This is a genomic window from Brenneria goodwinii (assembly GCF_002291445.1).
Lineage (GTDB): Bacteria > Pseudomonadota > Gammaproteobacteria > Enterobacterales > Enterobacteriaceae > Brenneria > Brenneria goodwinii.
This window is the reverse complement of record NZ_CP014137.1, coordinates 1,236,776-1,258,524: the sequence shown is the minus strand read 5'-3', so window position 1 is coordinate 1,258,524 and position 21,749 is coordinate 1,236,776. Positions and strand designations below refer to the sequence as shown.

The following is a 21,749-nucleotide window of genomic DNA, read 5'->3' as shown; positions in this document are numbered from 1 at the left end:
TGTTTTCAACTGGAGCAGGATACCGCCAGGCGTTTGCCCCACTCTGGCGGTAACACCGCCAAATCGTCCATTTCCGGCTGGTCGGCATAGGGTTGACATAGCGCTTGATGTAGCCGCGCCAGCATGCCGGCGTCATCCTTTTCCGCCGGTTCGATGGCCTGCTGCGCTAAATAGTTGCGCAGCACATATTTCGGATTGGCGGCTTTCATTCGCTGCCGGCGTTCGGCATCGCTCTGGGATTCCTGCATAAGGCGTTTACGATACGCGGTAAACCAGTGGTCGAACGCCGGACGATCGATAAATTCATCACGCAGCGGCGAGATGGGATCGTTTGTCTCAACCTCGGACAACAGACGAAACGTTCGGGTATAGTCACGGCGCTCTTGCTGCATCAGGCCTAATAACCCCACCAGAATATCGTTATCTGCGGCATCGGCGGTAAACAACCCCAGCTTGGCGCGCATCAATTCCCCGAATTGCTGCATCAGCGCCGGCTCATAGCGAGCCAAAGCGCTTTCCAGCTCATCGGTCGTCATCATGCCTGACAGCGACTGCGCCAGACGATGCAGGTTCCACAGCCCAACCGCCGGCTGATTATCGAATGAGTAACGTCCTTGATGGTCGGAGTGATTGCAGATAAAGCCTGGCTGATAATCATCCATAAATCCGAACGGCCCATAGTCAATGGTCAAACCGAGGATAGACATATTGTCGGTATTCATCACGCCATGCGAAAAGCCGACCGCCTGCCAGTGCGCAATCAGCCGCGCGGTACGTTCAACCACGTCGCCAAACCACAGCGTATAGCGCCGCTCGTCGTCCTGCCACTGCGGCCAGTGACGGGCGATGACGAAATCCGCCAGTTGACGCACCTTTTCTGGCTCACGGCGATAATAAAAATGCTCAAAGTGCCCAAAGCGCACATGGCTTTCCGCCACGCGCAGCAGCATCGCCCCTGGCTCTTCGCGCTCCCGCTGTATCGCCTGTTCGCTGGTTACCACGGTCAGCGCCCGCGTAGTGGGAATACCCAGATGGTGCAGCGCTTCGGAAGCCAGAAACTCGCGTATCACGGAGCGCAAAACCGCGCGCCCGTCCCCCATGCGCGAATACGGCGTCAGCCCCGCGCCTTTCAGGTGCCAATCGACGCTACGGCCATCCGCTAGCTGCTGCTCTCCCAGTAGAATACCCCGCCCATCGCCCAATTGTCCGGCCCACGCGCCGAACTGATGACCGCTGTAGACCTGCGCCAACGGCGCCATACCGGGCAACAGCGTTTCGCCACGCCAAACGGCGTCATATTTGCGCGTAAACCACGCAGGAGAGAGGCCAAGCTCATCCGCCAGTCCTTGACTGTGATAAAGCAAACGCGCGCCCTGAAGCGGCGTGGGTTTCAGTTCAGTATAGAAACCCGGCAACTGTTGATGGTAGTGATTAACGAACGATAGTTTCTGCGGCATGTTTTCTCCCCTGGAAGGGAAAGTGTAGAACGGCTGTAGTGAAACTAACACGGAACAAGAGTAGGGATATTATCCATTCAGCCGTGCCAACGGGTGAATTAGCGGGAATGAAAAAACGAGAGAGGCGCGTTATGGCTGATAAAAAAAATCGGCCTGCGTTTTCAATTCATTAAAGTGAACCGCCGGCCAAAGATTTCCCTGTACCGCATCAATATTTAACCGCCTGACTTTGTTTAAATATTCAGGCGTGTCAATGCCTTTTGCAATAATCCTTACCCCTTGATAATGGTTCTTAATAATCCGCAACAGCGGATCCATAATCGAAGTGTTTGTCGAACGGGATAATAGATGCCAAACAAAATTCTGATCCATTTTCACCATACTAATTAAGTTATCATTCAAAGGATTCAGATTAATTTTCCCGGAGCCAAAGTTATCCAAACAAAGGTTAAACGATTCACTCAGCTTTAAAATACGATCGTTCTTTTTACCCTCGGATAAGTTTGGGAACAGTTCATTAATCTCTAATTGAATGAAAGGCAGGCCTTTAATTTCATTACTTAATATCTCTGATCCCATCAAAAAATCTGCTATTTCATGGTCAATTTTTAGAATCAAAGAAACCTCATTTTGGCTAAACCAATCCACGTTTCTGTTGATAAAATCGACCTGTTCTTTAATGAAATCATATTGTTGTAACTTGGTTAACATACTGAAAATAACATCAGGCAAGATACTCATATTTCCTGACAAACTATTAAACCGCGTGATCATTGCAACGGCCAATAACCTCCCTTCCATACGATAAATAGGCCAGAAAACATAATCACTCTCATAATCTACATCTAACCGAATAAGCATGTTATATCGTCATAGTCAGGTGAGAATAAATCACTGTTTTCGTGTGTTTTATACTAAACACGCAAAGAACAATCAGTATTTAGTCCTATTTATCCAGACGCCATTTGCTATCCCAGCCAGAGGGTCAGATAAATCATTTAAGTCAGACCATATAAATACGCTATGTCACAGTCTATAAAAAAGCGGACTACTTGCTTTATTTATAGACTAGAACAATGCATTTTCCACATGGATACAATAAGAATAGGCCGAGTTCGTATATTGACGGGTTTTTCAGATAAAAATCTTCAGAGCAAGAAAACATTATCAAATCGTATTCTTTCTCTCGTAGCATTTTCTATACTCACGGGGACTGATACCGTAATGGTGGCGAAATAGCCGGGAAAAATAGCGCGAGTCCGGGTAACCCACCGCCGGCGCAATCTGCGGCAAAGAAATATCCCTCGCCTGAAAGCCTGATTACGCCGCGGGCGATTAATTAGCGGATACTGTGCGCCAGCCACTCTTCCATTTGCCGTAACTCACTTTGCTGTTCCGGGAATCTCTCTATTAGCTGCTGACAAACCGCAGCCATATTCTCCGGACGGTATGCCGTACCGCGCAGCGCAACCGCCAGAGCTTCCAGCGGCGCAGGATGTAAGCTATCGGTAAAAATCTGGCTGCGGGCAATAACGCCGCGTTCAACATCAAAATGTAATTCAACGCCTCCCCAAGGGAAACGGGTATCCAGCAGATGCGTAAAATCCGGCGCCTGTCCGAAGTTCCATTCCCAACTGCTCTGACGGGCGAATTGTTCGCTAAAGCCCGGCAAATCAGGAAAAGCGCTGGGTGAAATAATTTCTGGTTCGCAGCGTTCGCCATAATAATCAAAAAAGGCTTGAATCACTGACTGACAAATTTGCTGATGATCAATCGCGGGCAGTAATTCCACCAGGTTGGCTACGCGTGAACGTACCGAAGTAATGCCTTTCGCCTGCAATTTTTTCACATCAGGGTTGAGATAATCGGCTAAACGGCTCAGATCGGCGTTTAATAACAACGTGCCGTGATGAAAACCGCGATCTTTAGTTTCCCGGTATGCCGAACCCGATATCTTGCGGATACCGTCCGCCCGCTCAATAACCAGATCGTTACGGCCGGAAGCGCTGGCGTTGATACCCAACGCCGCCAGCGCATTGAGAATGATTTGCGTTGAAACGCTTTTATCGTATTCGGGCTTACCCGCCATAAAAGTAAAACAGGTATTGCCGAGATCGTGAAATACTGCGCCGCCCCCGCTGCTGCGTCGCGCCAGTTTGATACCGTCTTCCGCCATCCGGCGCGTATTGCACTCTTTCCACGGATTCTGCGCCCGGCCAATGACCACGGTTTCGGCATTGCGCCATAAAAACAACACCCGCTGCGTTGTCGTCATCTGCCGGAATATGCACTCCTCAACGGCCAGATTAAACCAGGGATCAAACGAATCCGAGATCAGTAAACGCAGAGAAGACATAAATGCTCCGTACCCCCATACCCTTTATCTTGCAAGCAGCAGTATCCCGGCTTCCCGCCTGTTGAAGACTATTGGGCATAAAGATCAGTAAGATAGAAAAACTCAGATGCGGCGGGCTTGCCAGTAAGCCCGTTTCCAATAAACGTTATCCAATGACGACCGGATAACGCCCTGGCTGGTGGAGGCGTGAATAAATTGATCGTCTTTATCATAGATCCCCACATGCAGCCCGTTGCCGCCGCTACCCGTTTTGAAAAATACCAGGTCGCCAGGCAACAGGTCATCACGATCGACCCGTTCGCCCAACGCAGTCTGATCCTCTGTCGAACGCGGCAACCGCATGCCGAACCGGTCACGGAAGGTCAGATAAACAAAGCCTGAGCAGTCGACGCCGTTACGATCCAATCCGCCATAACGATAAGGCGTTCGATACCATTGGCTAAGTTGGTCATTCAGTTGCGCCACCACCATAATGGAATCGCTCAGACGCGGATTCGGCGGCGGGTTTTTATGACTGCTGCACCCCGCCAATATCAGGCTTGCCAACACCAATACATGTTTTAAACGCATCATGTTTTTACCCGAAATCGCCGGTTAATATCTAAAAGATATGATATATCCGCTTAATCTAGCGTTGAAAGGGTATGGCTGGCAAGTAAAGGCGATTTTTCTTAATTTCCGCCTATGCGTTCAGGCGCGACGAGTGATCACCCAGTGCCGGCCATCAACCATACAGCGCTGGAAATCGACGCCGAACACCGGCGACAGCGTTTCCGGTTGCATCACCTCGTCGGTGTCGCCCTGCGCCACCAGTCTCCCGCCGGACATCAGCCAGATGCCGTTGGCATGTTGCAGGCTGTGGTTGAGATCGTGGGCGCAGACGATAACGGTTAATCCAGACTGACAAAGCGAAGAGAACAAATCGTCCAGAGCGACCTGTTGCGCAATGTCCAGGCTGTTGGCCGGTTCATCCAGCAACAGCAAACGGCCGTGGGGATTGGCCGTCGGCCATATTTGTAATAGCGTGGCGGCCAGTCTGACGCGTTGCCACTCGCCACCGGACAGTTGGGTCAACGAACGCGCCAGTTTGTCCGTCAGCATCAGACGCTCGGCCAGAAAACTGACGACGTCTTCGATGATCGATTCGCTGGCCGTCGCAGGCTGATGCAATCGTAAATACTGAAACACCGGCATCATCGCCACGGGCGGTTGCTGCTGAGCCAGATAGGCTCTATGCCGCGCCAGCTCCCGCGCAGGCCATGCCGACAGCGGCCTGCCGGACAGGTAAACGTCGCCTTCTCCGCTAAGCATGCCGGCGATCCTGCTCAGCAATGTGCTTTTCCCCGCGCCATTCGGACCAATAATATGCAACAGTTGGCCGGCACGGCACTCAACATTGACCGGAGACAGGCGGGGAAACACGCCTGCCTGCCGCAACTGTAACAAGGGAGAAGATTGCAGCATCAATTACTTTGCCAGCGCCGCTTCAATGGCATCGACAATGGTGGAATCGTCCGGGGCAATATCGGGAGAAAAGCGCTGGATTACGCGGCCATCACGGGCGACCAGGAACTTTTCAAAATTCCATAAAATATCTTCCGGATGAGCAGGCTTACGGCCTTTATTAACCAGACGGCTATAAAACCCGCTCAGCAACGAGCCGGTAGCTTTCGGCTGTTCACGAATCAACAACTGATACAGCGGATGACGATTCGCGCCGTTAACCTCTATTTTGCTGAACATCGGAAACTGAACGCCAAATGTCGTACGGCAAAATTCCTGGATCTCTTGTTCGCTGCCCGGTTCTTGCCCGGCAAACTCATTTGAAGGGAATCCCAGAACCGTAAATCCCCGATCGCGATAGGTTTCGTAAATTTTTTCCAGGGCGTCATATTGCTTGGTCAGACCGCATTTCGACGCGACATTGACGATTAACGCCACCTTGCCCTGATAGGGCTTAAGCGTCGCCTCTTGTCCGTCAATGGTTTTCAGTGGAATGGCGTAGATTTCATTACTCATCGTCTTGATCCTTTTGATCCTGTGAGAATGGAGGCCGTCAGCCATTTCTGGCTATGCGGTGGGCTAAGAGCCTATCCCAGCGGGGGATAGATGGGATAGATTCTACATTTTGTTACGTAACAACAACCAGATAAACCACGGCGCACCCAGCGTAGCGGTAACGACGCCGATCGGCAACTCAGCGGAAGAGAGCGCGACCCGCGCCAGGGTATCGGCCAGCATGAGGATCGAACCGCCGGCCAGGGCGCAACCGGTTAATGAATAACGTTGATCGGTTAGCCCGCACAAGCGCAACATATGCGGAATAATCAAACCGACAAAACCAATCACCCCAGCCAGCGCAACGCTCAATCCAACCAACGCGCCGATAACCAAGACCAGCACGTTACGCCAATAATAGACCGACACGCCCAATTGACGAGCCTGCGACTCCCCCAACGCCAGCCAGTTGAGCACCTTCCCCTGAGCGCTCAGCCACAGGATAAACGGCGTCAGCGCCAGCATCAGCCAGCCATACCGCCAGTCAATCCCGCTGAATCCGCCCATCATCCAGTACATTAGCTGACGCAAGTCCAGGCTGCTACTGAAATAGACCGCCCAGGTCATGACCGCGCTACAGATAATGCCCAGCGAAACGCCGATCAACAGCAAACGCGCATTAGAGACATGTCTACGGGCAAATTGCAGCAGCAGGAAGGTGATCAGCAACGCGCCGATAATGGCGCTGAGGCTTAAGACCCATATCGGCAGCATCCCCTGCCCCAGTAATACCGTGAGGACCAGCGCGACACCGGCGCCGTTGGCGACCCCCAGCAATCCTGGTTCGGCCAGCGGATTATCAAATATCGCCTGCATCACGGCGCCGGACATCGCCAGACTGGCCCCTACCAGCATAACCGCCAATGTTCTGGGAAAACGTAATTGCCAGACGAAGAGACGATGCGAGTCATCCAGCCAGTTAAGCGGCCAGATCCAGCGATCGCCGGCGCAGAGTGCTATCGCCAGCGTAAATAACGTCAGAAAAAACAGCAGGATCAAACGCTGACGATCATGAACGCGCTGCCGTCGTTTTAACTCGGTATATCCCACATTCAAAGGCTGCATAATCCATCCGAGACCAAAAACAAAAGCCTGTCCGACCGGCGGCGATATCCTGTTCAAGCCTTTTAACCGCCGTCATTCCGCAATCGCCGGAATATCGGCTACGCTTAGTCATACGAGAATCTCTCTCATTGGCTTCGTCTGGCGGCGCGCCTAACCATGCTGACATGAGGATGACGGTATGCTGACTTTCTTTCGGCGCATCATACGCAGAGATCCCCCTTCTTCGCCGCCTCAGGCGGCTGCCCACTGCCATTGCCATGAAAGCGAATTCTGTTTCTTCAATCACGCGGCGACGTTCGCTTTCGATCAGGTTACCGAATGTGAGCAAAACGCGCCGCCACGCAAAGAAAAAAGCAGGGAGTGAACGCTGGCTAAAACTTGACGCCCTTGCGGTGGGTCAAACAGCCGCTGACAAACTCGGGTACGACAACGCTGGCCGGACCATAATTTTTTTCGTCAAACAGACTTTCCACCTGACTGGGTTCAAGGTTCAATTCGACCGTATAGGCGCCGTGCGCGCGCGCTTCCTGCACAAATCCGGCGGCGGGATAAACATGCCCTGATGTCCCGATGGCAATAAAATAATCGGCCTGAGACAGCGCCTGATAAATTTTATCCATTTCCAGCGGCATTTCGCCGAACCACACGATATGCGGACGCAGAGGCGCAGGAAACTGGCAACAGTGGCAGCGCTCCTCGGCCGACAGATCGCCGGTCCAGTCAAACACTTGTCCGCTCTGGCAGCAGCGCACTTTCAGTAACTCGCCGTGCATATGCACAATTCGCCGGCTACCGGCGCGCTCGTGCAGGTTATCGATATTTTGCGTGACCAGTAAAAAATTATCCCCCAGCGACGCTTCCAAATTCGCCAGTGCCAGATGGGCCGCATTGGGCCTGATTTCCGGCTGCTGCAACTGACGACGGCGCGCATTATAAAAGGCCTGCACCAGTTCTGGATCGCGCTGGAAACCTTCAGGGGTTGCGACATCCTCAACCCGATGCTCCTCCCACAGACCGTCGGCCGCACGAAAGGTGCGAATGCCCGACTCCGCGGAAACGCCGGCACCGGTTAAAACAACGACTCGTGGTTTTTTCACTTCTGTTACCGCCAGATAATCTCGGTGGAAAATACGTGCTCGCAGACGCTGCTGACGCATTCGTTTCCCTTTATGAAAACGTCCTAACCGTTGACGCGAATGCATATCTGCTCCTGCTAATTGTCCATTAAGTGTAGCAAAGCCGCTCCGCGAATGCCGCCGGCATCGCCATAGCGCGCCTTGACTATGCGCGGCAGTTTGGCAATAGGTAATAAATACGGGGGTAAACGCGTGGGTAAAATTTGATAAATTTCATCGAAATTCGATAATCCGCCACCCAGCACCAGCAAATGGGGATCGATAAGGGTTAACAGGTTGCCCAGGCAGGCGGCCAGCAAATCCATAAAGCGATCGACAAACGCCAATGCATTAGCGTCGCCGGCGCGATAGTGCCTGATGATAGTGACCGCCGGCAGCGTCTGCTGATAAAAATGCGCGTATAGCCACTCAAATCCACGGCCTGAAATATAATTTTCAATGCAGCCGCTCTGCCCGCAACCGCATTTTACCAGCGGGATATCTTCACCCAGGATCGCCAGCGCGTCGGCGGGCAAGCGGAAATGGCCAATCTCGCCCGTCATACCGTTGCGCCCGTCAACCGGGCGGCCATTGACAATCAGTCCGCCGCCCACGCCGGTGCCCAGGATCATCCCCAGCACCACCGGATAAGCCCGGAATTCCGCATCCCAGGCTTCCGACAGCACAAAACAGTTGGCGTCATTGTTAATGCGGATCTCCCGCTGCAATAGCTGCCCCAGATCCTGAGCCAGCGGTCGCCCCATGGTTGCCGGCAAATTCGCCGTAAACAATGCGCCATTAGCGCCGGTCTGCATGCCCGGCACGCCGATGCCGATTTTACCTTCCATTCCTACCTGCGCATCGGCCTCTTTGGTCAGATCGACCAGCGTGTTCAGCAGTGTCTCATAGCTATTGCTGGGCGTGGGAACCCGTTTCTGCCAGACTTTATTCAACCCGGCATCAAATACGCCCAGTTCGATTTTCGTGCCGCCTATGTCGAAACCGTAATACATGACCCGCCCCTTAGTGAATGTTTTGCCCACATGGCCGTGGGTAAAAGGTTACTGCCCGCTTAACACGCGCGCAGGGTCAATCCGGCTGGCGCGGCGTGCCGGATACCAGCTGGCGATCAAACTCAGCAACAGCGCCGTCACCAATACGCTGATGACATCAATCACATGCAACTCCGATGGCAGAAAATCAATAAAATAGATATCGCCGGATAAAAAGCGATGACCGGTTATCGATTCAATGCCGCGGATAATATTGGTCAACTGTAATGTGGCGATCACCCCCACGATCACGCCGAACACGCTGCCTAATAGCCCGGCAAGCAGACCATACCAGACAAAGATAGCGCGGATCAGCCCGTCGCTGGCGCCCAGCGTCCGCAATACCGCGATATCGCCGCTTTTATCTTTTACCGCCATCACCAACGTAGAGACAATATTAAAGCAGGCGACGCCAATCACCAGGATCATCGCCAGATACATAATAGTGCGCACCATCTGGATATCACGATACATGTAACCATAGGTGCCGATCCAACTGCGAATATAAACGTAAGCGTTGGTCACCTCACCCGCATCGCGCACCAGTTTATTGGCGCTAAATACATCGGCGGCTTTGATCGCTATCCCCGTTACGCTGTCGCCCATATCCAGATACTGTTGCGCATCGGCCAGCGGCACCAGCGCCAGACTGTGATCGAGTTGACCGCTGAGTTGCAAAATACCGCCGATATGCAGACGAATACGCTTCGGCTGCATCAGTTTCATCTGCGGATCGTTATTGGGGATCATCACCGTCACCCAATCCCCTTCATTCACGTTCAGCGCCTTTGCCACCCCTTGGCCGATAATGACCTGCTGCTCGCCGGCGCGAAAATTTCTCCAGGCGTCATTCATCACAAAACGCGGCAGCGCGCTGAGTCGGCTCTCCTGCTGCGGATCGACCCCTTTTACCTGAATGGCTCGCAGATTGGCGCCGTTTTCCAGCAGCCCGGTAAAGTTGATATAAGGGGCCGCCGCCGCAACGCCCGGCACCTTCTCGATTTTTGGCAAAATCGACCGCCAGCCATCAAACGGCTGATTAACCGGCTCAATTTCGCCGTGAGGAACCACCGCCAGGATACGATTGTTCAATTCGCGCTCGAAACCGTTCATCGCGCTTAGGCCGACGATCAGCACCGCAACGCCCAAAGCAATCCCCACCGTCGAGATAATCGAAATCAGTGATACCATGCCGCCGCGCCGACGGCCGCGACTAAAGCGCAGCCCAATCAGCAGGGAGAGCGGAGGAAATCTCATTGCGGCACTCCCATTAGCGTCAGTTCCTGCTGCAACTGACCATCACGCATTTCCAACTGACGGCTCAGGCGTCCGGCCAGTTGCAAATCATGGGTAACCACCAGAAATGCCGTACCCTGGCGAACATTCAGCTCGCCCAGCAGTTCAAAAATCGTATCCGCGGTGCGCTGATCCAGATTCCCGGTCGGTTCGTCCGCCAACACCAGCGACGGGCTGTTCACCAGCGCTCTGGCGATGGCGACACGCTGGCGCTCGCCGCCGGAAAGCTCCGACGAGCGGTGATGGCTGCGCGCCTCCAACCCGACCGCCGCCAGCATTTCTCGCGCCTTGTCCTGCGCTTGCGCAGCCGGAACACGACCGATCAGTAACGGCATGGCCACATTTTCCAATGCGGTGAAATCCGGCAATAGATGGTGAAATTGGTAAATAAAACCCAGTTCGCGGTTACGCAACGCGGACTTATCCGCCGCCGAAAGCCGGCTCATCTGCTGGCCTTTGAAGATCACCTCGCCGGAGGTTGGCGAGTCCAGACCGCCTAATAAATGCAATAAGGTACTCTTACCCGAACCCGAACTCCCGACGATCGCCATCATTTCCCCGTAGCGCATCTCAAACGAGACGTCGCGTAGAACGTCCGTTGATAATTTTCCTTCCTGATAGCGCTTGCACAGGTTATTGCACTGCAACAACAGTAAATCACTCATAACGTAAAGCCTCGGCAGGTTGAACGGCGGCGGCGCGCCATGACGGATACAGCGTGGACAAGAGGGCGATCACCATCGCGACGACCGCGATGGTAATGACCTGCAGCGGCTCTATCGCCACCGGCAACGCGGCGCCGTCAAGCAATAGTCCCAACATCGGCATCAGCGTATTTAGCTGGCTGGCCAACAGCGTCCCCAGAAGCGCGCCTAATAATGCGCCGATAATCCCGGCGCTCCCGCCCTGCACCATAAACACCGTCATAATCTGACGTTTGGTCAGCCCCTGCGTTTGTAGAATGGCGACCTCGCCCTGTTTTTCCATCACCAGCAAACCCAGTGACGTAATAATATTGAAGGCCGCAACCGCCACGATCAGGCTCAGCAACAGACCCATCATATTTTTTTCCATCCGCACGGCCTGGAATAATTCGCCTTTGCGCTCACGCCAATCTTTCCAGACCAGCCCTTCCGGCAGTGTCTGGCTGCTCAGCGTATCCACCGTCAACGGTTGATCGAGCCACAAACGCCAGCCGGTAATATTACCGATCGAGTAGCGCATCAGCCGCGAGGCATCCTGCTGATTGACCAACAACTGGTAGCCATCCACCTCGCTGTTGGCGGAAAACGTCCCGGCAACGGTAAAGATACGCTGGCTGGGGATACGTCCCATCGGCGTGAGCTGGCTGGCGCTGGGCACCATCAGGCGCAACTGATCCCCGGCCTTGACGCCCAGTTGTGAAGCCAGTTGTTCACCAAGAATGGCCCGATATTGCCCCGGCTGGAGTTGCTGTTGCGTCACGTTCACCAGATAGCGCGCCAGGGGTTCCTCGTCATCCGGGTTGATGCCCAGCATAACGCCCACGGCGACGCTACGGGCGCTTTGCAGCACCACTTCGCCGGTGGTTAACGGCGCCGTGCGATTAACGCCCTGCAATGAATCCAGCGACGATGCGGGATGAGTCCGTGGATCGAGCGATCCTTGCGCCGTGGTGATCAACGCCTGCGGCATCAGCCCCAGGATGTTGTCCTCCAATTCACGCTCAAAACCATTCATAACCGACAGTACGGTTACCAGCGCCATCACGCCAAGCGTGATGCCAATAGCGGATAACCACGAGACAAACCGCCCGAAGCGGTCTGATGCTCGGCCACGCATATAACGCAAACCGATGAATAATGCGACAGGTTGATACATGAAATCCGTCTGGATGAGGTTGCCAAAGCAAAGTGTTCAAGGATAATAAAGGGTAGTACCGCTTTATGGAACCCTAACACCCTCACTCTCCGGCTTTTTCTTAGCGGATACCGGGGTCGAGACCTGATAATCAGATTATGCCTGAAAAATATCGTTATACGTTGCCGCTTAAATCGGGCGAGCAACGCCTGCTGGGACAACTGACCGGCGCCGCCTGCGCGGTGGAATGCGCAGAAATTATCGATCGCCACGCCGGGCTGGTCATTCTCATCGCCCCCGATATGCAGAACGCTTTACGTCTGCACGATGAAATTCAGCAATTTACCGACCAACCCGTCACGACCTTACCGGACTGGGAAACATTGCCTTACGACAGTTTTTCTCCTCATCAGGAAATTATTTCCAACCGGCTTGCCACACTGTATCAGTTACCGCTAATGGAACGCGGGGTACTGATCCTGCCGGTCAATACCCTGATGCAGCGGGTCTGTCCGCATAATTTTTTGCACGGACATGCCCTGATGCTGAAAAAAGGTCAGCGGTTGTCGCGCGATAAACTGCGTTCGCAGTTGGAGCAGGCCGGCTATCGCAGCGTCGATCAGGTGATGGAGCACGGGGAATTTGCCACCCGCGGCGCGCTACTGGATCTTTTCCCGATGGGGAGCGATGAACCTTATCGAATCGATTTTTTTGACGACGAAATCGACAGTCTGCGGCTGTTTGATGTGGACACGCAGCGGACATTAAATGAAGTTCCGCTCATCAATCTGCTGCCCGCCCATGAGTTCCCAACGGATAAAAACGCCATCGAGCTGTTCCGCAGCCAGTGGCGCGAACAGTTTGAAGTCCGCCGCGATGCCGAACATCTTTATCAGCAAGTGAGTAAAGGCACCTGGCCCGCGGGCATCGAATACTGGCAACCGCTGTTTTTTAATCAACCGCTGCCGTCGCTGTTCAGCTACTTCCCGGACCACACGCTGATTGTCAATACCGGAGATATCGAACAAGGGGCGGATCGTTTCTGGCAGGATACCCAGCAACGCTTCGAGAGCCGCCGGGTCGACCCGATGCGTCCGCTGTTGCCGCCTGAGTCATTATGGCTACGCATCGACAGCCTGTTCGCCGAATTGAAAAAGTGGCCGCGCATTCAGCTGCGAACCGACACGCTGCCGAAAAAAGCCGCTAATGAAAATCTGGGTTACCAGCCGCTGCCCGACCTGGCCATCCAGCACCAGCAGAAAGCGCCGCTGGATCCCCTGCGCCGCTTTATCGAACAGTTTGACGGTCAGGTCATTTTTTCCGTCGAGAGCGAAGGCCGGCGCGAAACGCTGCAAGAGTTGCTGGCTCGTATCAAACTGAAACCTGCGCCGATAGATCGCCTGGAACAGGCGCAAAAACGCGGCGCTTATCTGATGATTGGCGCCAGCGAGCATGGTTTTATCGATACGCTCAGCCAGCGAGCCCTGATTTGCGAAAGCGATCTATTGGGCGAGCGCGTCAACCGGCGGCGGCAGGATAACCGGCGCGCCATCAATACCGAGACGTTGATCCGTAATTTGGCGGAGCTTCGTCCCGGTCAGCCGGTGGTGCATCTGGAGCACGGCGTCGGCCGCTATGCCGGCTTAACCACGTTGGAAGCGGGCGGCATCAAGGCCGAATACCTGATCCTGACCTATGCCGGGGAAGATAAACTTTACGTACCGGTTTCATCTCTGCATCTGATCAGCCGTTACGCCGGCGGCGCCGACGAAAGCGCGCCACTGCACAAACTGGGCGGCGATGCGTGGTCGCGCGCCCGGCAGAAGGCCGCCGAGAAAGTGCGCGATGTGGCGGCGGAGCTGCTGGACGTCTATGCCCAGCGTGCGGTGAAAAGCGGTTTTGCCTTCAAGCATGATAAAGAACCATATCAGCATTTCTGCGCCGCGTTCCCTTTTGAAACCACGCCCGATCAGGCTCAGGCGATTAACGCCGTGCTGAGCGATATGTGTCAGCCGCTGGCGATGGATCGGTTGGTGTGCGGCGACGTCGGCTTCGGTAAAACCGAAGTCGCCATGCGTGCCGCCTTCCTGGCGGTGGAAAATCATAAACAGGTGGCGGTACTGGTTCCGACCACCCTGCTGGCCCAACAGCATTACGACAATTTCCGCGATCGTTTTGCCAACTGGCCGATAAAAATTGAGATGATCTCCCGATTTCGCAGCGCACGCGAACAAACGCAGATTTTGGATGAAACGCGGGAAGGCAAAGTCGATATCCTCATCGGCACGCATAAACTGTTGCAGAGTGATGTGCACTGGCACGATTTGGGACTGCTAATTGTGGATGAAGAGCACCGTTTCGGCGTGCGCCATAAAGAGCGGATTAAAGCGATGCGCGCCAACGTGGATATCCTCACGCTGACCGCGACGCCGATCCCGCGTACCTTAAATATGGCGATGAGCGGCATGCGCGACCTCTCGATTATCGCCACCCCGCCCGCCCGTCGTCTGGCGGTGAAAACCTTCGTGCGGGAATACGACGCGCTGGTGGTGCGCGAAGCCATTCTGCGTGAAATTCTGCGCGGCGGTCAGGTTTACTATCTCTACAATGATGTGGAAAACATTGAGAAGGCCACCCAGAAGCTGTCCGAACTGGTGCCGGAAGCGCGGATTACCATCGGCCACGGGCAGATGCGCGAGCGCGAGCTGGAGCGGGTGATGAATGATTTCCATCATCAGCGTTTCAACGTGCTGGTCTGCACCACCATCATCGAAACCGGGATCGATATTCCCAGCGCCAATACCATCATCATTGAACGGGCCGATCACTTCGGTCTGGCGCAGTTGCACCAGTTGCGCGGCCGCGTTGGGCGCTCGCATCATCAGGCCTATGCCTATCTGCTGACGCCGAATCCCAAAGCGATGAGCAGCGACGCGCATAAGCGTCTGGAAGCCATCGCCTCGCTGGAGGATTTAGGCGCCGGCTTTGCGCTCGCCACTCATGATCTGGAAATCCGCGGCGCCGGCGAACTGCTGGGCGAAGACCAAAGCGGACAGATGGCCAACGTCGGTTTCTCGCTGTACATGGAGTTACTGGAGAGCGCCGTTGATGCGTTGAAAGCCGGCCGCGAACCGTCGTTGGAAGATCTGATCAGCAGTCAGACCGACGTTGAACTGCGGCTACCCGCGCTGCTGCCGGAAGACTTTATTCCCGACGTGAACACGCGGCTGTCTTTCTATAAACGCATCGCCAGCGCCAAGCAGCCGGGCGAACTGGATGAACTCAAGGTCGAACTGATCGATCGTTTCGGCCTATTGCCGGACGCCGCGCGGCATCTGTTGCAGGTGGCGGCGCTCCGCCAGCAGGCGCAATCGCTGGGAATCAAACGGATCGAAGGCAATGAAAAAGGCGGCTTTATCGAGTTCAGCGAACAGAACCGCGTTGATCCGACGCATCTGATCGGGCTGCTTCAGCAAAGTCCCGGCACCTACCGCCTGGATGGGCCTTCACGCCTGAAATTCATCAAAGATTTAAGCGCCCGGCCGCAACGTATTGAGTTTATCCAATCGCTGTTAATCAGTATGGCCCAGCATACGCTGGCGGCGTAAATCCCCGCATCTCCGCCTTTGGCATTGGGCGCCGCCGTCCAATGCCAAAAACCCACCGCCCTGCTCCAGCGTCATCTATCCGCGAAAAATTTGAACTGCACCTCACTTTTACCCCCCTCAGCGGCAAACGCCGTCGCTGACGGACTACGCTTATTCATTCAGCCATTTCCATTGCGCGGTCAGTCCGGGTCGCCGAATGCATTGTTCCGTCTTTCCGGCAACGCTCGGGCTTTACCGCCTTACACAAGGAGATTTGCGCATGTTTTCCGCTTCCCTGCATGGAATAAAAACGTCCCTGCAGCCCCTTGCTCTGGCGCTCAGCCTCGGCATTCCCTTTCCCACGCTCGCCGCCGCTACGCCATCGCCCGAGCAACCGCCGGCCATCGCCCAACCCGCTTCAGCTATCGCGGCCGCCCAGCCGCCCGATGTGTTGCTGGGGCCGCTGTTCAACGACGTGCAACGGGCCAAACTGTTCCCCGATCAGAAAACCTTTGCCGACGCCGTGCCGAACCAGGATCCGGCCGTCATCCTCGCCGCCTATACGCGGCAGAAATCGTCGCCCGGCTTCGATTTACAGCGTTTTGTCGAGCGCCATTTTACCCTGCCGCAAGAAGGCGAAGCCTACATTCCCCCGGCGGGACAGACGTTGCGCCAGCATATTGACGGCCTGTGGCGAGTGCTGACGCGCACCACCCGGCAGGTGAAAGCGTACGACTCGCTGCTGCCGCTGCCCCATAGCTACGTGGTGCCCGGCGGACGTTTTCGCGAAATTTACTATTGGGATAGCTATTTCACCATGCTGGGTCTGGCGGAAAGCGACAACTGGGAACTGGTGCAGAATATGACCGATAACTTCGCTTACGAAATTGACCGTTACGGCCATATTCCCAACGGCAACCGCACCTACTATCTCAGCCGTTCACAGCCGCCCTTCTTCTCGTTTATGGTGGAACTGCTGGCTCAGCATCAAGGAGAGAAGACCTATGCGCGCTATCTGCCGCAGTTGAAAAAAGAGTACCACTACTGGATGCGCGGCAGCGTTGGGCTGCCGACTGGGCAAGCCAGCGATCGCGTGTTGCGTCTTGACGACGGCAGCGTGCTGAACCGCTACTGGGATGAACGCAATACGCCGCGGACCGAATCCTATCTGGAAGATATAACGACCGCCGCTCAGGCGAGCGGTCGCCCTACCGCCGAGGTATACCGCGATTTGCGCGCCGGCGCCGCCTCCGGCTGGGACTTCAGTTCGCGCTGGCTGCGCGATCCCCACGATCTGTCCACCATCCACACCACCGACATTATTCCGGTAGACCTGAATTCGTTGCTGTTTCATCTGGAGCTGACGCTGGCACGCGGCGCCAAAGCCGCCGGCAATCAAACGGAAGCGGCGTACTTCCTGCGCGTCGCCGATGAGCGCAAGCAGGCCGTCAACCGCTATCTGTGGAATCAACAAGACGGCTACTATAGCGACTATGACTGGCGTCGGAAGGCGATAACGCAGCCGATCACCGCGGCGGCGGTATTCCCGCTGTATGTCGGCATCGCGCCGCGCGATCGGGCGGCAGCCAGCGGCGAAGCGGTGCGCAGGCAGTTGCTGAAAGAAGGCGGGTTAACCACCACCACCCTCAATACCGGCCAGCAGTGGGATGCGCCGAACGGTTGGGCGCCGCTGCAATGGGTCGCGGTCGAGGGCTTCAATCGCTACGGTCAGGAGGCGCTGGCGCAGGCCATCGGCACCCGCTTCCTGGACAATGTGCAAAAGCTGTACGACGCCAAACATAAGCTGGTGGAGAAATATGTGGTGGAAGGCACAGGGTTCGGCAGCGGCGGTGGCGGCGGCGAATATGCGCTGCAAGACGGCTTCGGCTGGACCAACGGGGTCACGCTGAAGCTCATGGCGCGCTACTGCACCGCGGTGCCGGCCTGTCAGCGCGATGCCGAACCCGCTGCCGCTCGGTAACCCCATCGCCGGCCGCCTGAGCATTCGGGCGGCTGCAGCAAAATTCCGGCACTTACCACTTATATGAGCCTTCACGCCTGAAATTCATCAAAGATCTAAGCGCCCGGCCGTAACGTATTGAGTTTATCCAATCGCTGTTAACCAATATGGCCCGGTATACGCTGGCGGCATAACTCCTTAAAAACACTATCAGCGCCTCCCTATGTGGGCGGAGCTGAGCCCCAATGGATCTATCCGACCCGCCTCTCTGTCATCTTTTTGTCTTATTTCCGTCAAAAAAAAGTCATCCAAGCAGGATAAGGTGACCAAGATTTATCTAAATGCAACAATTTATTACTACAAGGATTATCCCATGCGTATGTGTTCCACTGCCCTGCTGACGCTGGTGTTCAGTACATCTCTGGTCACTCAAGCCATTGCGCAGGACGTCGCGCCAGCCAAAGCGAAAAATGTCATTTTACTTATCACGGACGGCGCGGGCATTAATACCTGGCATGCGGCCAGCTATTATCGCCACGGAGCATTAGGTCATGAAGTCTATGATGATTTTGACGTCAAACTATTTGCTTCCACCCATCCGCTGAATACATCAAATGTCCCGACCCATACCGAAAAAGGCGCGGTGACTTTCGAGGCGTCCAAAATCTGGACTAAAGACAAATCCGACGCCATATTCGAAGGCAGCCTGGGTAACTATCCCGGCTACTTCTCCGGCTACGATTATCTTCGCGCCGATTTCACCGACAGCGCCGCCGCTGCCACCGCACTGGCATCCGGCCATAAAACCTACAACAACGCGATCAACTGGTCCAATGACGACAAGAAGCTGAAACACATCGGCGAGTACGCGGTGGAAAATGGCAAAGCGTTGGGCGTTATTACCTCCGTGCAGTGGAGTCATGCCACTCCGGCAGGTTTCCTGGCGCATAATGTCAGCCGCAACGACTACGCCGCAATCGGTAAAGAAATTATCGAGTCCGGCCTGGCGACGGTGGTGATGGGTTCAGGACACCCCGCCTATGACGAGAACGGTAAAGCCATCACGCCAAAGGATGACAAAGCCTATCGTTATGTCGGCGGTAAAGAAGAATGGGATCGTCTCATTTCTGGTAAAACGGCCTACAAACATATCGAAACCAAAGCCGATTTCGAGGCGCTGGCCAACAATAAGCTGGATTTGGGCAATAAAACCAAGCTGATTGGAACGGTTCAAAACAACGCTACGCTGCAATTCAACCGTGATGGCGTCGCGGCCGGGAATTTACTCCCCAATCAGCCCGACCTTGTCACCATGACTAAAGGCGCGTTGAATCTGGTCGCCAAAAACCCGAACGGATTTATGCTGATGGTGGAAGGCGGCGCGGTGGACTGGGCTGCCCATGCCAATAACCTGCCCCGCCTGATCGAAGAGCAAATCGATTTTAACCGTTCGGTTGAAGCGGTAGCGGAATGGGTGGAAGAAAACAGTTCCTGGGATGAAACGCTGGTCATCGTCACCACCGACCACGGTAACGGTCTGTTGCTGGGACCGGACTCCAATAACGATGCGTTTTCCGACATCGTCAATCAAGGCGCGGGAGCCCTGCCGCTGGTGCGCTGGCACACCGATACCCACACCCGCGAACTGGTGCCGGTGTTCGCCAAAGGCCCTGGCGCCGACTTCCTGACCTCTGCGGCGAAACACGACGCGGGTCTGGCGGCGTATCATGTCCCCGAAGACAATCAGCAGTATGTCGACAATACGGATATTTTCCGTACGGTAGCCAACGCGTTCGGCATTAATACCACACAGACCAACTAAGCATTAAGCAATGCCGCACGCGATAGATCAATTCCGTGCGGCATTGTCTGCTTCCCGTTTATCAAGAGATTCTGGTTATTCATGAGTATGCAATCCTTAACGTCAATCCGTCAGATCTGGCTGAAAACCGTCATGTTATGCGGCCTGTTGCTGTTGCCCGTCTTGGGCGTCAGCGCGGCCGAACGTCCGACTGCGCCGACCAACAGCGCCAATGCCGAAGCTCAGGTGATGCGGGCAATCCGTAAGGACGGCGAATTGAAGATCGATCTGCGGTTTGAAACCACAGCCGACACTTTTGGCGGTGAAATCATCTACAGCGGCCTGACCCCCAACGATTTGGACACACAATTCTATATCGAAGCGAACGGGCAACGCTGGCCGCTAAGCGCCGCCGGCAAACAGAAAACGCCCAAAGAGCTACGTCTGAATTTCAGTTATGATCGCAAGAAAAACCCCAGAGTCGGTTCCTGGCAAGGTATTTTTAGCGCTCCGCCGGCTGAAGTCGCTCAGGTCACATTGAAACTGCCCGGACTACCGCCGATTCCATCAATCGCCATTGTCGATCGCTAAATCCAGATCACGCGTTTCCCACGCCGAACGTCCCTTCTCCCCGATTCTCTCCGGGTTGTAAAACCTTTCTTCTTTACAACCCAGGGATGAACACAGTAAAGTCCCCACCCTTTTTTCATGGCATGGGAAACTCAGGATGTTTATAGGTTTTGACTATGGCACGGCCAATTGCTCGGTAGCGGTGATGAATGCCGGTACGCCGCAGCTCGTACCGTTGGAAAACGATTCCCCGTATTTATCCTCCCTGCTGTGCGCCCCGGTGCGCGAAGCCGTCAGTGAATGGCTGTGGCGTCATCATCAGGTCGAATCTATCGGGGAGAATGCTTTACTGCTTCGCCGCGCCATCAACTATAACCACGACGAGGATATCCGCGTTCAGGCGGACAGTGTGAAATTCGGACGGGCCGCGTTACAGCAATATATGACTGACCCGGAAGAAACCTGGTTCGTCAAATCGCCCAAGTCTTTCCTCGGCGCCGTCGGTCTTCAACCTCAACAGATCGCGTTATTTGAGGATCTGGTGTGCGCCATGATGCTGCATATTCGCCAACAGGCCGAACGGCAGCTCGCACAGCCTATCACTCAGGCCGTTATCGGCCGTCCGATCAACTTCCAGAGTATTGGCGGCGAAGAGGCTAATCAGCAGGCCCAGGGCATTCTGGCGCGCGCCGCACACCGCGCCGGCTTCCAACAGGTGATGTTTCAATTCGAACCGGTCGCCGCCGGTCTGGACTTTGAAGCGTCGCTTAGCAAAGAAACCCGCGTACTGGTGGTTGATATCGGCGGGGGAACCACCGACTGCTCAATGTTGCTGATGGGCCCGGAGTGGCATCAGCAACGCGAACGGCAGCAAAGTCTGCTAGGACACAGCGGTTGCCGGGTCGGCGGCAACGATCTGGATATCATTCTGGCGTTCAAACAGCTGATGCCGATGCTGGGGATGAACGGCATGACGGAAAAGGGCATCACGCTTCCCAGTCAACCCTGGTGGAATGCGGTGGCGATTAACGATATTCCGGCGCAGAAAGATTTCTACAGCACGGCCTGCCGTACTTTGATCAATGAAATGATACGAGATGCCCAACAGCCCGAAGCGGTAAAACGCCTGCTTACCGTTTGGCGCCAGCGGCTGGGTTATCGCCTGGTGCAACTGGCGGAAGAGTGCAAAATCACCTTGTCCGATGTAACGTTCGCCACCGCCGATCTGCACTTTGTCGAGCCGGGCGTGGCGACCACGATTAGTGGTGATGAACTGAATACGGCGATAGAGCAGCCGTTGATACGTATTCAACAGCAAATAAAACAAGCGCTGAATACCAGCCAAACCCAGCCAGACGTGATCTATCTGACCGGCGGTAGCGCCCGCTCGCCGCTACTGCGTCAGGCCATTGAGCAATTACTGCCGGGCATTCCCATCGCCAGCGGCAATGACTTTGGTTCGGTCACCGCGGGGCTGGCCCGCTGGGCACAAGTTTTATTCCGCGATTAACGCGCAATGCCGGCTAGTTGATACCGGGAGTGAATAATCGTCCTTCTTGTTGCGATGACTTCATTCACTCCCTATCGCGCGGT

18 protein-coding genes are annotated in these 21,749 nt (G+C 54.9%); 5 read left to right on the top strand and 13 right to left on the bottom strand.

Annotated elements, in window-relative coordinates:
* Positions 1–5: 5 nt before the first annotated feature.
* The 13 genes from ACN28R_RS05770 to lolC all read right to left on the bottom strand — a co-directional run bounded on the left by ACN28R_RS05770 (position 6) and on the right by lolC (position 12,259).
* On the bottom strand, positions 6–1,457 hold the full coding sequence (locus ACN28R_RS05770; protein WP_095833865.1) for a protein adenylyltransferase SelO: 1,452 nt from the start codon (positions 1,455–1,457) through the stop codon (positions 6–8).
* Between the two features lie 129 nt (positions 1,458–1,586).
* Positions 1,587–2,318 carry an EAL domain-containing protein gene (locus tag ACN28R_RS05765; protein ID WP_095833864.1) on the bottom strand — a complete coding sequence of 244 codons (732 nt, stop codon included), beginning with the start codon at positions 2,316–2,318 and terminating at the stop codon, positions 1,587–1,589.
* A gap of 306 nt (positions 2,319–2,624) precedes the next feature.
* The gene (locus tag ACN28R_RS05760) at positions 2,625–2,750 is read right to left on the bottom strand and encodes an AraC family transcriptional regulator (RefSeq protein WP_257790304.1); all 126 of its coding nucleotides are present in this window, start codon (positions 2,748–2,750) and stop codon (positions 2,625–2,627) included.
* Positions 2,751–2,796: 46 nt separating this feature from the next.
* Positions 2,797–3,813, bottom strand: a complete 1,017-nt coding sequence (locus ACN28R_RS05755) for a lipoate--protein ligase A (protein ID WP_095833862.1) — start codon at positions 3,811–3,813, stop codon at positions 2,797–2,799.
* A 102-nt stretch (positions 3,814–3,915) separates the two neighbouring features.
* A complete protein-coding gene (locus tag ACN28R_RS05750; protein WP_372490568.1) occupies positions 3,916–4,386 on the bottom strand; it encodes a C40 family peptidase in 471 nt (156 codons plus the stop codon).
* A gap of 117 nt (positions 4,387–4,503) precedes the next feature.
* Positions 4,504–5,277 carry a vitamin B12 ABC transporter ATP-binding protein BtuD gene (gene btuD, locus ACN28R_RS05745; RefSeq protein WP_048638565.1) on the bottom strand — a complete coding sequence of 258 codons (774 nt, stop codon included), beginning with the start codon at positions 5,275–5,277 and terminating at the stop codon, positions 4,504–4,506.
* Positions 5,278–5,280: 3 nt separating this feature from the next.
* Positions 5,281–5,832: a glutathione peroxidase gene (locus ACN28R_RS05740; RefSeq protein WP_048638564.1), complete on the bottom strand. Its 552-nt coding sequence runs from the start codon at positions 5,830–5,832 to the stop codon at positions 5,281–5,283.
* A gap of 102 nt (positions 5,833–5,934) precedes the next feature.
* Positions 5,935–6,936, bottom strand: a complete 1,002-nt coding sequence (gene btuC, locus ACN28R_RS05735) for a vitamin B12 ABC transporter permease BtuC (RefSeq protein ID WP_095833860.1) — start codon at positions 6,934–6,936, stop codon at positions 5,935–5,937.
* 371 nt (positions 6,937–7,307) lie between these two features.
* Entirely contained in the window at positions 7,308–8,138 is an 831-nt protein-coding gene (gene cobB / locus ACN28R_RS05730; RefSeq protein ID WP_095833859.1) for a Sir2 family NAD+-dependent deacetylase, read from the bottom strand.
* An 11-nt stretch (positions 8,139–8,149) separates the two neighbouring features.
* Positions 8,150–9,064: an N-acetylglucosamine kinase gene (nagK, locus tag ACN28R_RS05725; RefSeq protein ID WP_095833858.1), complete on the bottom strand. Its 915-nt coding sequence runs from the start codon at positions 9,062–9,064 to the stop codon at positions 8,150–8,152.
* 48 nt (positions 9,065–9,112) lie between these two features.
* Positions 9,113–10,360, bottom strand: a complete 1,248-nt coding sequence (gene lolE, locus ACN28R_RS05720; protein WP_095833857.1) for a lipoprotein-releasing ABC transporter permease subunit LolE — start codon at positions 10,358–10,360, stop codon at positions 9,113–9,115.
* Entirely contained in the window at positions 10,357–11,064 is a 708-nt protein-coding gene (gene lolD / locus ACN28R_RS05715; RefSeq protein ID WP_048638558.1) for a lipoprotein-releasing ABC transporter ATP-binding protein LolD, read from the bottom strand. Before lolD ends, lolE begins: the two co-directional genes overlap by 4 nt.
* A complete protein-coding gene (gene lolC, locus ACN28R_RS05710; protein ID WP_095833856.1) occupies positions 11,057–12,259 on the bottom strand; it encodes a lipoprotein-releasing ABC transporter permease subunit LolC in 1,203 nt (400 codons plus the stop codon). Before lolC ends, lolD begins: the two co-directional genes overlap by 8 nt.
* A 137-nt stretch (positions 12,260–12,396) precedes the next feature.
* Between lolC and mfd the strand changes: the two genes are divergently transcribed.
* From mfd to yegD, 5 genes are all read left to right on the top strand, one after another.
* Complete coding sequence (gene mfd / locus ACN28R_RS05705; RefSeq protein WP_095833855.1) at positions 12,397–15,846, top strand: transcription-repair coupling factor; 3,450 nt, start codon at positions 12,397–12,399, stop codon at positions 15,844–15,846.
* A 259-nt stretch (positions 15,847–16,105) separates the two neighbouring features.
* Complete coding sequence (gene treA, locus ACN28R_RS05700) at positions 16,106–17,806, top strand: alpha,alpha-trehalase TreA (protein WP_095833854.1); 1,701 nt, start codon at positions 16,106–16,108, stop codon at positions 17,804–17,806.
* 352 nt (positions 17,807–18,158) lie between these two features.
* A complete protein-coding gene (locus ACN28R_RS05695) occupies positions 18,159–19,607 on the top strand; it encodes an alkaline phosphatase (protein WP_048638554.1) in 1,449 nt (482 codons plus the stop codon).
* Positions 19,608–19,688: 81 nt separating this feature from the next.
* Positions 19,689–20,177, top strand: coding sequence for a hypothetical protein (locus ACN28R_RS05690; protein WP_048638553.1), 489 nt, complete (start codon positions 19,689–19,691; stop codon positions 20,175–20,177).
* A 136-nt stretch (positions 20,178–20,313) separates the two neighbouring features.
* On the top strand, positions 20,314–21,666 hold the full coding sequence (gene yegD, locus ACN28R_RS05685) for a molecular chaperone (protein WP_095833853.1): 1,353 nt from the start codon (positions 20,314–20,316) through the stop codon (positions 21,664–21,666).
* Positions 21,667–21,749 lie beyond the last annotated feature (83 nt).

Bases quoted from the DNA above. Each gene is read 5' to 3' on its own strand.
- ACN28R_RS05770 (WP_095833865.1), bottom strand. From the start codon at position 1,457: ATGCCGCAGAAACTATCGTTCGTTAATCACTACCATCAACAGTTGCCG.
- ACN28R_RS05765 (WP_095833864.1), bottom strand. From the start codon at position 2,318: ATGCTTATTCGGTTAGATGTAGATTATGAGAGTGATTATGTTTTCTGG.
- ACN28R_RS05755 (WP_095833862.1), bottom strand. From the start codon at position 3,813: ATGTCTTCTCTGCGTTTACTGATCTCGGATTCGTTTGATCCCTGGTTT.
- ACN28R_RS05750 (WP_372490568.1), bottom strand. From the start codon at position 4,386: ATGATGCGTTTAAAACATGTATTGGTGTTGGCAAGCCTGATATTGGCG.
- btuD (WP_048638565.1), bottom strand. From the start codon at position 5,277: ATGCTGCAATCTTCTCCCTTGTTACAGTTGCGGCAGGCAGGCGTGTTT.
- ACN28R_RS05740 (WP_048638564.1), bottom strand. From the start codon at position 5,832: ATGAGTAATGAAATCTACGCCATTCCACTGAAAACCATTGACGGACAA.
- btuC (WP_095833860.1), bottom strand. From the start codon at position 6,936: ATGCAGCCTTTGAATGTGGGATATACCGAGTTAAAACGACGGCAGCGC.
- cobB (WP_095833859.1), bottom strand. From the start codon at position 8,138: ATGCATTCGCGTCAACGGTTAGGACGTTTTCATAAAGGGAAACGAATG.
- nagK (WP_095833858.1), bottom strand. From the start codon at position 9,064: ATGTATTACGGTTTCGACATAGGCGGCACGAAAATCGAACTGGGCGTA.
- lolE (WP_095833857.1), bottom strand. From the start codon at position 10,360: ATGAGATTTCCTCCGCTCTCCCTGCTGATTGGGCTGCGCTTTAGTCGC.
- lolD (WP_048638558.1), bottom strand. From the start codon at position 11,064: ATGAGTGATTTACTGTTGTTGCAGTGCAATAACCTGTGCAAGCGCTAT.
- lolC (WP_095833856.1), bottom strand. From the start codon at position 12,259: ATGTATCAACCTGTCGCATTATTCATCGGTTTGCGTTATATGCGTGGC.
- mfd (WP_095833855.1), top strand. From the start codon at position 12,397: ATGCCTGAAAAATATCGTTATACGTTGCCGCTTAAATCGGGCGAGCAA.
- treA (WP_095833854.1), top strand. From the start codon at position 16,106: ATGTTTTCCGCTTCCCTGCATGGAATAAAAACGTCCCTGCAGCCCCTT.
- ACN28R_RS05695 (WP_048638554.1), top strand. From the start codon at position 18,159: ATGCGTATGTGTTCCACTGCCCTGCTGACGCTGGTGTTCAGTACATCT.
- ACN28R_RS05690 (WP_048638553.1), top strand. From the start codon at position 19,689: ATGAGTATGCAATCCTTAACGTCAATCCGTCAGATCTGGCTGAAAACC.
- yegD (WP_095833853.1), top strand. From the start codon at position 20,314: ATGTTTATAGGTTTTGACTATGGCACGGCCAATTGCTCGGTAGCGGTG.